Annotated in this window: 12 protein-coding genes; 8 read left to right on the top strand and 4 right to left on the bottom strand. The window is 36.3% G+C overall.

Going from position 1 to position 14,134, the window contains the following annotated elements:
* The first annotated feature begins 1 nt into the window (after nucleotide 1).
* From L1S35_RS12215 to L1S35_RS12190, 6 genes are all read left to right on the top strand, one after another.
* Entirely contained in the window at nucleotides 2-451 is a 450-nt protein-coding gene (locus L1S35_RS12215; protein WP_236401091.1) for a hypothetical protein, read from the top strand.
* A gap of 216 nt (nucleotides 452-667) precedes the next feature.
* Nucleotides 668-2,341: an asparagine synthase B gene (asnB, locus tag L1S35_RS12210; protein ID WP_236401089.1), complete on the top strand. Its 1,674-nt coding sequence runs from the start codon at nucleotides 668-670 to the stop codon at nucleotides 2,339-2,341.
* Between the two features lie 243 nt (nucleotides 2,342-2,584).
* Nucleotides 2,585-4,525, top strand: coding sequence for a DNA topoisomerase (ATP-hydrolyzing) subunit B (gene gyrB / locus L1S35_RS12205; RefSeq protein WP_236401088.1), 1,941 nt, complete (start codon nucleotides 2,585-2,587; stop codon nucleotides 4,523-4,525).
* A gap of 132 nt (nucleotides 4,526-4,657) precedes the next feature.
* Complete coding sequence (locus tag L1S35_RS12200; RefSeq protein ID WP_236401086.1) at nucleotides 4,658-5,593, top strand: malate dehydrogenase; 936 nt, start codon at nucleotides 4,658-4,660, stop codon at nucleotides 5,591-5,593.
* A gap of 213 nt (nucleotides 5,594-5,806) precedes the next feature.
* Nucleotides 5,807-8,773, top strand: coding sequence for a protein translocase subunit SecDF (gene secDF / locus L1S35_RS12195; RefSeq protein ID WP_236401084.1), 2,967 nt, complete (start codon nucleotides 5,807-5,809; stop codon nucleotides 8,771-8,773).
* A 93-nt stretch (nucleotides 8,774-8,866) separates the two neighbouring features.
* The gene (locus L1S35_RS12190) at nucleotides 8,867-9,268 is read left to right on the top strand and encodes a hypothetical protein (RefSeq protein WP_236401082.1); all 402 of its coding nucleotides are present in this window, start codon (nucleotides 8,867-8,869) and stop codon (nucleotides 9,266-9,268) included.
* Between the two features lie 202 nt (nucleotides 9,269-9,470).
* Here L1S35_RS12190 and L1S35_RS12185 read toward each other — a convergent pair whose 3' ends face one another.
* From L1S35_RS12185 to porX, 4 genes are all read right to left on the bottom strand, one after another.
* Nucleotides 9,471-9,857 carry a DUF4258 domain-containing protein gene (locus L1S35_RS12185; RefSeq protein ID WP_236401080.1) on the bottom strand — a complete coding sequence of 129 codons (387 nt, stop codon included), beginning with the start codon at nucleotides 9,855-9,857 and terminating at the stop codon, nucleotides 9,471-9,473.
* Nucleotides 9,858-9,977: 120 nt separating this feature from the next.
* Nucleotides 9,978-11,171, bottom strand: a complete 1,194-nt coding sequence (locus L1S35_RS12180) for an alanine dehydrogenase (protein ID WP_236401078.1) — start codon at nucleotides 11,169-11,171, stop codon at nucleotides 9,978-9,980.
* A 45-nt stretch (nucleotides 11,172-11,216) separates the two neighbouring features.
* A complete protein-coding gene (gene tsaE, locus L1S35_RS12175) occupies nucleotides 11,217-11,624 on the bottom strand; it encodes a tRNA (adenosine(37)-N6)-threonylcarbamoyltransferase complex ATPase subunit type 1 TsaE (protein ID WP_236401075.1) in 408 nt (135 codons plus the stop codon).
* A gap of 83 nt (nucleotides 11,625-11,707) precedes the next feature.
* On the bottom strand, nucleotides 11,708-13,261 hold the full coding sequence (porX, locus tag L1S35_RS12170; RefSeq protein ID WP_236401074.1) for a T9SS response regulator signal transducer PorX: 1,554 nt from the start codon (nucleotides 13,259-13,261) through the stop codon (nucleotides 11,708-11,710).
* Nucleotides 13,262-13,461: 200 nt separating this feature from the next.
* Here porX and L1S35_RS12165 point away from each other — a divergent pair, with 200 nt between their 5' ends.
* Together L1S35_RS12165 and L1S35_RS12160 are read left to right on the top strand one after the other, a co-directional pair.
* Complete coding sequence (locus L1S35_RS12165; RefSeq protein WP_236401072.1) at nucleotides 13,462-13,755, top strand: hypothetical protein; 294 nt, start codon at nucleotides 13,462-13,464, stop codon at nucleotides 13,753-13,755.
* A 58-nt stretch (nucleotides 13,756-13,813) separates the two neighbouring features.
* Nucleotides 13,814-14,005, top strand: a complete 192-nt coding sequence (locus L1S35_RS12160; RefSeq protein ID WP_236401070.1) for a hypothetical protein — start codon at nucleotides 13,814-13,816, stop codon at nucleotides 14,003-14,005.
* The last annotated feature ends 129 nt before the right edge of the window (nucleotides 14,006-14,134 follow it).

Here is a 14,134-nt window from a genome sequence, read left to right as displayed (position 1 = left end):
AATGTCTCTAAAACAACAAATTCTACAACGCTACAAAGAAATGCTTCAGGATCGAATTGATGTTTTCCAGGACATGATTTCAGGTCTCACTATCGATGCGCAGAATGATGCCAAAGGTTCGGCTGGAGATAAGCATGAAACAGCACTTTCAATGATGCATTTAGAGCAGGAAAAGCTAAATCATAAGCTGAAAGAAATCCTTGAGCAAAAAGCCATACTCGACAAAATTGACGCTTCTCAAACGCACAAAAAAGTAGCTTTAGGAAGTTTGGTAAAAGCCAATGGAATGTTATTATTCGTAAGCACCGCTTTGCCAAAATTAAGTATTGAAGACAAAACCATTTTCGCACTTTCGCCACAATCTCCGCTTGGAAGTAAATTGATGGGAAATGAAGGTGGTTTTTCATTTGATATGAATGGGAAACAATATACCATTGAAAGTGTTTTGTAACACTTTTAAAGTGAAAACTCCGTTTTTTAATTTTTTAAATTTCATATTTAAATCTTATTTAGTTTTTTAGTTATAATTTATAACTAAATGGTTTATTATGTTTTTCATTTATAACTATTATTCCATCTTTGCCCTACTAAAATAAATAATATCACCCTGAGATGTCTATACTGAGCGAAGTCGAAATACAGTCAAAGGGAAAATAAAATATAGATTATGTGTGGAATTGTATGTGCTTTTGATTTAAAACAAAAAGCAGAAGTCTTAAGACCAAAAGTGTTGGAAATGTCGAAAATCATTCGTCATCGCGGGCCGGATTGGAGCGGAATTTTCAGTAATGAAAAAGCAATCTTATCGCATGAACGTTTGGCTATTGTTGACCCGGCTTCAGGAAAACAACCGTTGTTTAGCGAAGATAAAAGTTTGGTTTTGGCAGCCAATGGCGAGATATACAATCACAGAGATTTACGCAAACAATTTGAAGGAAAATATAAATTCCAAACCGAAAGCGATTGTGAAGTTATTTTGGCTTTATACAAAGAAAAAGGCGTTCATTTTCTTGATGAGATGAATGGTATTTTCGGATTTGCAATTTATGATGTAGAAAAAGATGAATACTTTATTGCCCGCGATCATATGGGAATTATTCCGTTATACATTGGTTGGGACCAAAACGGAACGTTCTATGTAGCATCAGAATTAAAAGCTTTAGAAGGATATTGCACTAAAATCCTGTTGTTTCCTCCCGGACATTATATGTCGAGCAAAGACGGCGAATTTGTGCAATGGTACAAAAGAGAATGGGTAGATTATGATGCCGTAAAAGAAAATGCAACCAGCATTGCCGAAATCAAAAAAGCATTAGAAGCAGCTGTTCACCGTCAACTGATGAGTGATGTTCCTTATGGTGTGTTGCTTTCAGGTGGATTGGATTCTTCGATTACTTCGGCTATAGCCAAAAAATATGCGCAAAAAAGAATTGAATCCGGTGACACTGTCGATGCCTGGTATCCACAATTGCACTCGTTTGCTGTTGGTTTAGAAGGGTCACCCGATTTGGCTGCAGCTCAAAAAGTAGCAGATCATTTAGGAACGATTCACCACGAAATTAAATTTACCATTCAGGAAGGTTTAGATGCTGTCCGCGATGTAATTTACAATATTGAAACTTACGATGTAACGACAATCAGAGCATCAACACCAATGTATTTGATGGCAAGGGTTATCAAATCGATGGGAATAAAAATGGTATTGTCTGGCGAAGGTTCAGATGAATTGTTTGGAGGTTATTTGTATTTCCACAAAGCACCAAATGCAAGAGAATTCCATGAAGAAACGGTTCGTAAATTAAGCAAATTACACATGTACGATTGCCTACGTGCAAACAAAAGTTTAGCCGCTTGGGGAATTGAAGGGCGTGTGCCATTTTTGGATAAAGAATTTATGGATGTTGCGATGCGAATCAATCCGCAGGACAAAATGATAAACGGCGAAAGAATGGAAAAATGGGTAATTCGTAAAGCATTCGAAGACATGTTGCCGGCAAGTGTAGCGTGGAGACAAAAAGAACAATTTAGCGATGGCGTCGGCTACAGTTGGATTGATACTTTGAAAGCGATGGTTGCCAAAGAAATTTCGGATGAACAATTGGCGAATGCGAAATACAAATTCCCGATTCAAACACCAACATCTAAAGAAGAATATTTCTACCGTTCTATTTTTCATGAACATTTCCCGAGCGATGCGGCTGCTTTAAGCGTTCCTCAGGAAGCAAGTGTAGCTTGTAGTACCAAAATTGCATTAGAGTGGGATGAGGCGTTTAAAAACCTCAATGATCCATCAGGAAGAGCTGTGGCAAATGTCCACGATGACGCCTATGTGAAAGCCTAAAAAGTATTTTAAAGAGATAAGGACAACCTTAAAAAGTAAACTCAAGGGTAGTAGCTTGAGTTTTGTTTGAAGATTAGTTTGTTTGTAAAAACGTTCGTCATTTTTGGCGGACGTTTTTTTGTTGAAATCATGCTAAAAATGTTAATAACTTAAGGGTTTTAAACCCAATTTTCAATAGGAAATCCTATGTGCTTTTGTATATTTGCTCGTTAGACAAAAATAGATTTTTTACCATAAAATAATATGAGCGACGAGATTAAAAAGAACAGTTATTCGGCCGATAGTATTCAGGCGTTAGAAGGAATGGAGCACGTAAGAATGCGTCCTTCCATGTACATTGGAGATACTGGAGTCAGAGGTTTACATCACTTGGTTTACGAGGTAGTAGACAACTCTATCGATGAGGCTTTAGCTGGACATTGTGACACCATTGGTGTTATTATAAACGAAGATAATTCGGTTACAGTAGAAGATAACGGACGTGGAATCCCGGTTGACATTCACAAAAAAGAAGGAGTCTCTGCACTTGAGGTTGTAATGACCAAGATTGGAGCCGGAGGTAAATTCGATAAGGATTCGTATAAAGTTTCGGGTGGACTTCACGGTGTTGGGGTTTCCTGTGTGAATGCTTTGTCGGATCATTTAAGAGCTACGGTTTACAGAGAAGGAAAAGTATATGAGCAAGAGTATGAAAAAGGGAAAGCGATGTATCCTGTTAAGCAAATTGGCGAAACAGATAAACGCGGAACAATGGTTACTTTCCATCCGGATAGAACCATCTTTACTCAAACAATAGAATATTCATACGATACACTTGCAGGACGTATGCGTGAGTTGTCTTTCCTAAACAAAGGAATTACGATTACACTTACCGACAGAAGAGATGTAAACGAAAAAGGCGAATTTGCTTCAGAAGTTTTTCATTCAAAAGAAGGATTAAAAGAATTCGTTCGCTTTTTAGATAAAGGCCGTGAAGCTATAATCACGCATGTGATTAGCATGGAGCACGAAAAAGGAGAAGTTCCTGTTGAAGTGGCTTTGGTTTATAATACAAGTTACTCTGAAAATATTTTCTCTTATGTGAATAACATCAACACACACGAAGGAGGAACGCATTTACAAGGTTTCCGTATGGGATTAACGCGTACGCTGAAAAAATATGCTGATTCCTCAGGTTTGTTAGATAAATTAAAATTCGAAATCACTGGAGACGATTTCCGTGAAGGATTGACTGCAATTATTTCGGTAAAAGTTGCCGAGCCACAGTTTGAAGGACAAACTAAAACCAAATTAGGAAACAGAGAAGTAGTTTCTCCGGTTTCACAGGCGGTTGCTGAAATGCTGGAAAATTATTTGGAAGAAAATCCAAATGATGCTAAAATCATTGTGCAAAAAGTAATTCTGGCTGCTCAGGCACGTCATGCTGCTAAGAAAGCACGTGAAATGGTGCAACGTAAAACCGTTCTTGGTGGCGGTGGTTTACCAGGAAAATTATCGGATTGTTCTGAACAAGATCCGGCAAGATGTGAGGTTTACTTAGTCGAGGGAGATTCGGCAGGTGGAACTGCAAAGCAAGGGCGTGACCGAAATTTTCAGGCGATTTTACCATTGAGAGGTAAGATTCTGAATGTTGAAAAAGCAATGCATCACAAAGTTTTTGAAAACGAAGAGATTCGAAATATATTCACCGCATTGGGTGTAACCGTCGGTACAGAAGATGACAGCAAAGCATTGAACTTAGAAAAGCTTCGTTACCACAAAGTAATCATCATGTGTGATGCCGACGTTGACGGTAGCCACATTTCGACTTTGATTTTGACCTTCTTCTTCCGTTTTATGAAAGAACTAATCGAAGGCGGACACGTTTATATCGCTGCGCCACCTTTGTATTTAGTAAAGAAAGGAAATAAGAAAGAATATGCATGGAACGATGATCAACGTGATGCTGCGAACGAAAGAATGGGTGGAAGCGCCGCTATTCAGCGTTATAAAGGTCTTGGTGAAATGAACGCAGAACAATTGTGGGAAACAACCATGGATCCAAACTTCAGAACCTTACGTCAGGTTACGATTGATAGTTTGGCTGAAGCTGACCGTGTGTTCTCGATGTTGATGGGTGATGAAGTTCCGCCAAGAAGAGAGTTCATCGAGAAGAATGCGGTGTATGCTAAAATCGACGCGTAACTAGCCCCGATTGCAGTGAAAATCCTTTTTTGAATAGCCGCGGGTTTTAACCAGTGGAAATTTAAAAAAGATTGAAACGGAAAGCGGGATTAGCTTCAAATAAATAAAAACAACAACAATAAATATAAAAGAATGAAAGTTACGATTGTAGGAGCAGGAAACGTTGGAGCTTCTTGTGCAGATGTTATCTCTTATAGAGGAATAGCAAGTGAAGTAGTAATATTAGATATCAAAGAAGGTTTTGCTGAAGGTAAAGCTATGGATTTGATGCAATGTGCAACTAATACAGGGTTTAATACTCAGATCACAGGTGTTACAAATGATTATTCTAAAACAGCAAATAGTGAAGTAGTAGTTATCACTTCCGGGATACCTAGAAAACCAGGAATGACGCGAGAAGAATTAATAGGTATCAATGCTGGAATTGTAAAGTCAGTTGCAGAAAACTTGTTGCAACATTCTCCAAAAGCTACTTTTGTAATTGTATCTAATCCAATGGATACCATGACCTATTTAGCATTCAAATCATTAGGTTTACCAAAAAATAAAATTATAGGAATGGGTGGTGCTTTAGATAGTTCTCGTTTTAGATATTATTTATCAAAAGAACTAGACATTCCATCTAATGATGTTTCAGCTATGGTAATTGGAGGTCATGGTGATACCACAATGATTCCATTAACACGTTTGGCTTCTTATAATGGAATTCCGGTTTCGGAGTTTTTGTCACAAGAGAAATTAGATAAAGTAGCAGCTGACACAATGGTTGGTGGTGCTACTTTAACTGGGCTTTTGGGAACTTCGGCTTGGTATGCTCCAGGGGCATCTGTGGCTTATTTGGTTGATAGTATATTAAATAACCAAAAGAAAATGATAGCCTGTTCGGTATTCTTAGAAGGTGAATATGGACAAAGCGATATCTGCATCGGAGTGCCATGTATTATTGGTAAAAACGGTGTAGAAAAAATAGTTGATGTTGCCCTAAATGCTGATGAAAAAGCAAAATTTGCAAAGAGTGCTGATGCGGTTCGAGCGATGAACGGTGACCTGAAATCGATATTAGGATAATATTTAGTATAGGTATTTATAAAAGGCTGCATAATAGCAGTCTTTTTTTTGATATTAATCAGTAAAATATTGGTTAATCTTATCTATAATTATATATTTGCACGTTTCAAAAAAAATGAGATTGTTGTAAATTCGAATAGTTAGCTTCTAATGTTTTGAATTTCAATAGGTTTCATGAATAACAAAAACAAAAATTAATTAATTTTAGTAATAATGCAGAATAAAGGACTAGTTAAATTTTTCGCAATACTATTTGCATTGGTGAGTATCTATTCACTTTCGTTCACATTTGTGGCCAATAAAGTAAAAGAGGACGCCAAAAACTTCGCTGGAGGAAATCCGGTAAAAGAACTTAAATATCTTGACTCTATTGGAAAAGAGAAAGTATTTCTTGACTTTTTTACCTACAATGAAGTAAAAGACAAACAAATCAATAAAGGTCTTGACCTTGAAGGTGGAATCAACGTAATTCTTCAGATATCGGTGAAAGATGTTTTGAAACAATTATCTAACAATTCCAAAAACCCTATTTTCAACAAATCATTGGAAGATGCAAAGTTGAATCAAGTAGGTAATCAATCTTATTTGGATGCGTTTTTCGTAGCTTTCGATAACAACTCAAATGGTACAGTAAAACTAGCTTCTCCTGATATTTTTGCAAACAGAAATCTTCAGGGACAAATCGATTTCAATATGACCGATGACCAAGTGAAAAAAGTCTTGGTTAAAAAAATCGATGAGTCAGTTGAATCGGCTTTTGGTGTATTGAGAAGCCGTATCGATAAATTTGGTGTAACGCAACCAAACATTGTTAAACTTGGACAAACAGGAAGAATCCTTATCGAATTGCCAGGTGCAAAAGATGTGGATCGTATCAAAAAATTAGTTTCAAGCAAAGCGGAATTAGAGTTCTGGGAAACCTACAAAGCAGAAGAATTAATGGGCTTTTTGCAGGCTGCAAACGAAGCCTTGAAAGCTACTGTTAAAAATGAGGAGAAAGCTGTAGCTGCAAAGCCAGCTGATACGTTAACTAAATTGTTAACTGATAAAGACAAAGATACAGCTGCTGTTAAAAAAGGAAACAATCCATTATTTGACAAATTCATTTCTCAAGGTGGTGGTCCTGTTTTAGTAATTGCTTCTCCAAAAGATACAGCAACAATCAACTCTTATTTAAGAAGACCAGAAATCCGTAATTTATTACCGGCTGACAAGCGTTATGTAAAATTTGCTTGGGGAAAACCGACAGTAAATGTTGACGAAAAAACCAAAAAAGAAACTGAAACAGTTGATTTATATGCGCTGAAAGGAAACAGAGATAATGCAGCTCCAATGAGCGGAGGTGTTATTGTTGACGCCAGAGATACATTTGACCAAATGGGTAAACCAGCGGTTACCATGCAAATGAATGGTGCCGGAGCAAGAGTTTGGGAAGAATTAACAGGAAGAGCATATACACAAAAAAGCTTTATAGCCATTGCTTTAGATAATGTTGTGTATTCTGCGCCTGGAGTAACATCAGGACCAATTTCAGGAGGAAGATCAGAAATTACAGGAAGCTTTGAAGTAGCTGAAACTAAAGATTTAGCCAACGTTTTAAGAGCCGGTAAATTACCAGCTGCTGCAGAGATTATTCAATCAGAAGTGGTTGGACCATCTTTGGGAGAAATCGCAATTCACGCCGGTTTGATTTCTTCTATTGTTGGATTCCTTATGGTATGTTTATGGATGGTTTTCTACTACGGAAGAGCAGGTTGGTATGCTAATGCGGCCTTGATATTAAACTTACTTTTCTTGTTTGGTGTGATGGCAAGCTTCGGTTTCGTATTAACATTACCTGGAATTGCAGGTATCGTTTTAACATTAGGAACTGCCGTAGATGCGAACATCATTATATATGAAAGAGCAAAAGAAGAACTCCGCGAAGGAAAATCACTTGGTGATGCTGTTGTTTCTTCTTACGGATGGAAAGGTGCTATGCGTTCAATCATTGATGCTAACGTAACTCACGTATTAACCGGGACTATATTATATGTATTCGGAACCGGATTGGTACAAGGATTTGCTTTGACACTTTTAATTGGTATCGTAACCTCATTGTTTACATCAATTTTTATCGCCAGAATTTTTATCGATAGAGATATTGCTAACAATAAGAACTTAACATTTACAACCGGAATCACTAAAAATTGGTTTACAGGTTTCCACTTCGATTTCATCGGAGTTAAAAAATGGACATACATATTCTCATCTACAGTTGTAGTAGTTAGTTTGGTTTCTATTTTCTTTATTAACGGATTAGATCAAGGTGTTGATTTTGTTGGAGGAAGAACGTTCCAGGTGAAATTCGAGAAACCGGTTGAACCTACTAAAGTTTCGGAAGAATTATCAGCAGCGTTTGGTACTACTGTTGAAGCGAAAGTTTTTGGTAGCGATGATCAATTGAAACTTACGACTAAATACAAAATCCAGGAAGAAGGTGTTGAGGTTGATAAAGAAGTAAATGAGAAATTATTCGCTGCTTTGCAAAAGTATTATAACCCAGGTTTGACTTATGAAAAATTCATCAACTCTTACGACGGAAAAACATTTGGAGTATTGCAGTCTTCTAAAGTAGGCGCAGCGATTTCTGCAGATATTAAAACGAACTCGTTCTGGGCAGTTATAGGTGCAATGTTAGTTGTTGCTTTATATCTTGTGATTTCGTTCCGTAAATGGCAATATTCACTTGGAGCTTTAGCAGCAGTTGCCCATGACGTAATTTTTGTATTGGGAATCTACTCTTTATTATACAAATACATGCCTTTCCATATGGAAATGGATCAACACTTTATTGCGGCTATCCTAACGGTTATCGGATACTCTATGAACGATACGGTAATCGTTTTCGACAGAATTAGAGAGTTCCTTGCCGGAGACAGAAAAGGTCACTTTAAAGATGTAGTAAACGCATCTATTAACACTACACTTTCAAGAACATTGAATACGTCGTTGACGATGATTTTGGTATTGTTAATCATGTTCATCTTTGGTGGAGATTCGATCAGAGGATTCATCTTCGCGATGTTAGTAGGTATCATCGTTGGAACCTATTCTTCATTGTTTATTGCGACTCCTGTATTGGTTGACTCAATGGGCAAAAAAGATATTGCAGATATCGAAAAAAGACACGGTAACTAATTTACCAGGTTTATAAAATAGAAAAGGGTTGTCAGTTTGGCAACCCTTTTTTTGTTAGCTTTGTTTGGAAGAAATGAACAATATTCATTAGTAATGAAAAGCAAAATTTTAAATCTACTGCTAATACTTACTTCGCTTTTAGGTTTTTTAGAGTGGGGAAAAACAAACCATCTTTTTTTGTTTCAGGCAGAAGCCGAAATAATTTTAAAAATGTTTACAAATCCAAGCTCAGTAATGCACCCATTTGTATTGCTGCCGTTGTTTGGACAATTACTATTATTGGGAACACTTTTTCAGCAGCGTCCAAATAGAATGTTGACTTTTATAGGTATTGCTTCGCTTGCATTATTGCTTGTTTTTATGTTTGTGATTGGTGCTCTAAGTTTGAATCTTAAAATAATAGGTCCTACAATTCCGTTTTTGGTAACCGCTGTTTTAACTGTCAGACATTATAAGTATAACTCAAAAAAAACATTAGATAGTGCGGATTTGTAATCCTTACCTTAAAGCAAAACAAATTTATGGGTAAGAAATGACAAGCGTAGTCATCAGCCCCGATTCCTTTGGCAGTCGCTTCGCTCGTGTGGAGCGAGTCTCGTCTATTTTGACGAGACGCGGATAGCGGGTGTGAAAGTTCAAAGGAAGAAGATAGTTGTGCTGCCATACCTAATCAATTTCAAACAAAAAAGCCAAACTCTTAGTTTGGCTTATCATTTTTAATAATATTTCGCAACACCGCTTTATCTGGATAATTGATGACTTCTAAAGTGATATCTTTATTCTTTGATGTTTTCCCATAAATGATATAGAGTTTTCCGCCTTCTTCTTTGATATTGCTTTTATCAAAATCGACATCACCATAGGTTAAAACGTTTTTGATATCGGTAGTATCAACCCAGTCTTCTGATAGTCTTCGAGAAGCTTCAATATCATACAAAAATGGTTTGTTTCTGATGTCATTTAAAACTCTGGCATTCGGAAAATAATTGCAACGTGTATCTTTTCCACTCCATACAGCGGCAACAACAAAACAGCCCATAACCAATCCTACTAAATAGTAGGCAAAACGTTGGTAAAACTTCATAGTAAATTAATTTTCGGCAAAAGTAATCAAATGTTTGGGTAACACTAAAATTTATTTAAAGTATAATTTGAGATGATGGATTTCCGCCTTCGCGGAAATGACAATGCGCCTTCGCGGAAATCAAAAAACAATCAAATTAATATCATTATCCGGAAGATTGAACCAATCGCCAATGGCTTTGTTGGTCAGAATGCCATGATACAAATACACACCGTTTTTCAATCCTTTGTTGCAGCGAATGGCACTTTCTAAACCGCCATCTTCGGCTATTTGTAGTAAGTAAGGCGTAATGATATTGCTGATGGAAAGCGAAGCCGTTTTAGAATAACGCGAGGGAATATTCGGCACGCAATAGTGAATGACATTATTTTTAATAAAAGTTGGGTTTTCGTGTGTTGTCACTTCCGAAGTTTCAAAACAACCGCCTGTATCAATGCTTACATCTACAATCACGGCACCTTTTTTCATGTGCTCTACCATGGTTTCGGTAACGACAACCGGACAACGCTCTTTGCCTCGAAGTGCTCCAATCGCAACATCGCATCGGCGCAAAGCTTTTAATAATGATTTGGGTTGTATAGTTGATGTAAATATTCTTTGGTTTAAATTGTTTTGCAGTCGGCGCAATTTGGTAATCGAATTGTCAAAAACTTTGACATTGGCTCCTAAACCTAAAGCCGTTTTTGCGGCAAATTCCCCTGCAGTTCCGGCACCGAGAATCACCACATCGGTAGGAGGAACGCCTGTAATATTGCCAAGCAATAATCCTTTTCCGAATTCGTTGTTAATCATCAGTTCGGCCGCAATCAAAACTGAGGCTGTTCCTGCAATTTCGCTTAACGATTTTACAGCAGGATACGAACCATCTTCATCTTTGATGTATTCGAAAGCAAGAGCGGTGATTTTTTTTCTTGATAAGGCTTCGAAGTATTCTTTTTTTCTGGTCTTTAATTGAATGGCAGAAATCACAATCGCATTTGTATTTACTAATGCAATTTCTTCCATAGTTAAAGGTTCTACCTTAAGAATTATTGGGCAACTTAGTACTTTCTTAGTGTCTTTGGAAATGGTTGCGCCTGCATCACTAAATTCTTTATCGGTATAACTCGAACTCAATCCGGCACCCGATTCAATCATTACTTTGTGTCCGTGTGACGTAAGCGAGTTGACAGCATCAGGCGTTAAACAAATACGTCTTTCCTGATAAGAAGTTTCTTTTGGAATTCCGATAAAGAGTTCGCTTTTATGACGATATACTTCTAATTTTTCCTCTTGAGGTAAAAGTTGCTGCTTAGTGAAAGGTGTAATAGCCATGCTGCACAATTGTAATTTTGCTCCAAATTACAAAAAAATATTCAATTACGTCAATCTTAGATTTCTTTTACCATCAGCAGTTTGAGACAAAATTATGGTCGTAAAATCATCCGGAAGCAAATTCGGAATTTTTTCTGCCCATTCAATGAAGCACCAATTTCCGGAATATAAATAATCTTCTATTCCCATATCTAACGCCTCAATTTCCGATTTTAATCGGTACATGTCAAAGTGATATACTTTCATATTATCTTCGGCTTCATATTCATTTACCAAAGAAAATGTTGGACTGCTGGTCGCATCGGTTACGCCTAATTCTTTCGCCAAAGCTTTAATTAAAGTTGTTTTTCCAACGCCCATATTGCCATGAAAAAGAATGACTTTATAGGGTTTCTCGGCAAGGATTTTTTTGGCTACTTGTTTTAGTTCGTCAATTGAAAAGATGATTTCCATAAATTTAGTGTTCAGTGTTCAGAATTTAGTGTTCAGGATTTAGCTTTAACTGATGACTAATTATTGAACACTGTTTACTTTTTTTACTTTGGATTAAAAACTAAAAAGGGAACGATCATTTCTTCTAATGAAATTCCTCCGTGTTGATATGTATTTCGGTAATAACTTACGTAATGATTATAGTTGTTGACATACGCCAAAAACAAATCATTCTTTGCAAAAATATAAGAGCTGCTCATATTGATGGTTGGTAACCCAATTTTCTTTGGATCTCTAACGGCATACACATCTCTGTCTTCATAAGTCAGACTTCTTCCTGTTTTGTAGCGCAAGTTTAAACTGGTGTTTTTGTCTCCGATAACTTTCGAAGGATTTTTTACATTTATCGTTCCGTGGTCTGTGGTGATTATCAATTTGAAGCCTAATTTTTGTGCTTGTTGGATAATTTCCAGTAGCGGTGAATTTTTAAACCAGCTCAAGGTTAACGAACGATAGGCTTTATCATCGGAAGCTAATTCTTTTACCACATCCATTTCGGTTTTGGCATGCGAAAGCATATCTACAAAGTTGTAAACCACAGTAACCAGATTATTGTCTCTTAATCCTCGGAAGTTTTCAGCTAACTTTCTACCGCTTGACAGATTGGTTATTTTGAAATAATCCTGTTTGATATTCAAGCCCAATCGTTTCAAATGTGCTGTTAAAAACTCGGCTTCATATAGATTTTTTCCGCCGTCTTCTACATCGTTTTTCCAGTATTGCGGGAATTGCTTTTCCATTTCGATCGGCAATAATCCGGAGAAGATTGCATTTCGGGCATATTGTGTTGCGGTTGGTAAAATAGCGTAATAAGGAACTTCTTTTTCCAATTTATAATGATTGCTAACCACACTTTCCATGGCTTTCCATTGGTCATAACGAAGATTATCGATTACAACAAAAAGTACAGGTTTATCTTTTTTGACCAATTCAGGAACTACTAATTCTCTGAAAAGGGTATGAGACTGAACAGGTTTATCGGCTTTTGGTTCGAACCAGTCTTCGTAGTTGCGTTCGATGAATTTGCTGAACTGCGCGTTGGCTTCTACCTTCTGACTTTCGAGGATTTCAAACATACTTTGGTCGTTGATATTCTCTAATTCCAATTCCCAGAAAATAAGTTTTTTATAGAGCTCAACCCAATCTTCATAGCTGTTTACCATGGCCATTTCCATAGCAATTTTGCGAAATTCTTTTTGATAATCTAAAGTCGTTTTTTCAGAAATCAATCGGGAATGGTCTAAGTTTTTTTTCAAACTCAACAATATCTGATTTGGATTTACGGGTTTTATCAAATAGTCTGCAATCTTAGAGCCTATGGCTTCTTCCATGATATATTCTTCTTCGCTTTTGGTAATCATAATCATTGGCGTAGAAGATTTTTTTTCTTTCATTTCCGAAAGTGTTTCCAAACCACTCATTCCGGGCATATTTTCATCCAAAAAAACAATATCAAAGTTACCATCTTCAAAAGCATCAACAGCATCGCGACCATTGTTGAAAGTAGTTACTTTGTAGTTTTTCTTTTCCAGAAATAAAATATGTGGTTTAAGTAAATCAATCTCATCATCTACCCACAGAATTTTGATAGTATCCATATTAATCATATTGTTTGGTGCAAATTACTACATTATAGAACGCAGTAATATTAAAATTATTATAAATGTTTAAATAAATTTCAACTCTCAAAAGAATGTTAAATTGTATTTGACTTTGATAAAAAGATTTACATTTGATTCACAATTTTTAAAAGAAGCTATTGAAGTTTTTGGCCATCATAGTGTGTTTTTATATCAATATGCTACCTGTATTACCAACGGTAAAAGTAGTTAAGATGACTATGGAGTTAAAATGCCACGATGCTTGTTGTGGTAAACCCTTAAAAGAAATTCCAAATGGCTGTCAAAAAGAAAAATGCCTGATTAGCCATAATTTTCACAGTGGTCCTTTTTTAGTCTTTGAAGCCGATTATAAGATGCAAAACTTCTTTTCAGAATCTTCGGTTAAACAAAAGACGCATTATAGCACTACTTTAATTCCAAATTTTAGTGTTGTCATTTGGCAGCCGCCGGAGTTTACCTGCACTACTTAAAAATCATCAGTCAAACTTTAATAATTAAAAAATAATAACATTTAAAAAATATAAAATCATGAAAAAATTAGTTTCAATAGCAGCAATAGTAGCCTTTTTATTCTCAGTGAATGTAAATGCTGCCCCGGATCCAAAAGCAAAAAAGAAAGAAGCCAAAACAGAAAAATCCTGTACAACTGCAGAAAAAAAAGAATGCAGTACAGCTAAAAAAGCATGTTGCGCTTCTAAAAAAGCAGAAGAGAAAAAATAGTTTAACCAAATTATTTTTGAAAGGTGCTCTGATTTTCAGGGCACTTTTTTTGTTTAAACACTTTTAAATTTAACATAATGCCATACATTTGGTAACTTTTATATTTTTTTAAGACCAACTGATTATCAA

The sequence above is a fragment of the Flavobacterium anseongense genome (assembly GCF_021608185.1).
Taxonomy (GTDB): domain Bacteria; phylum Bacteroidota; class Bacteroidia; order Flavobacteriales; family Flavobacteriaceae; genus Flavobacterium; species Flavobacterium anseongense.
This window is presented reverse-complemented; position numbering and strand designations above follow the sequence as displayed.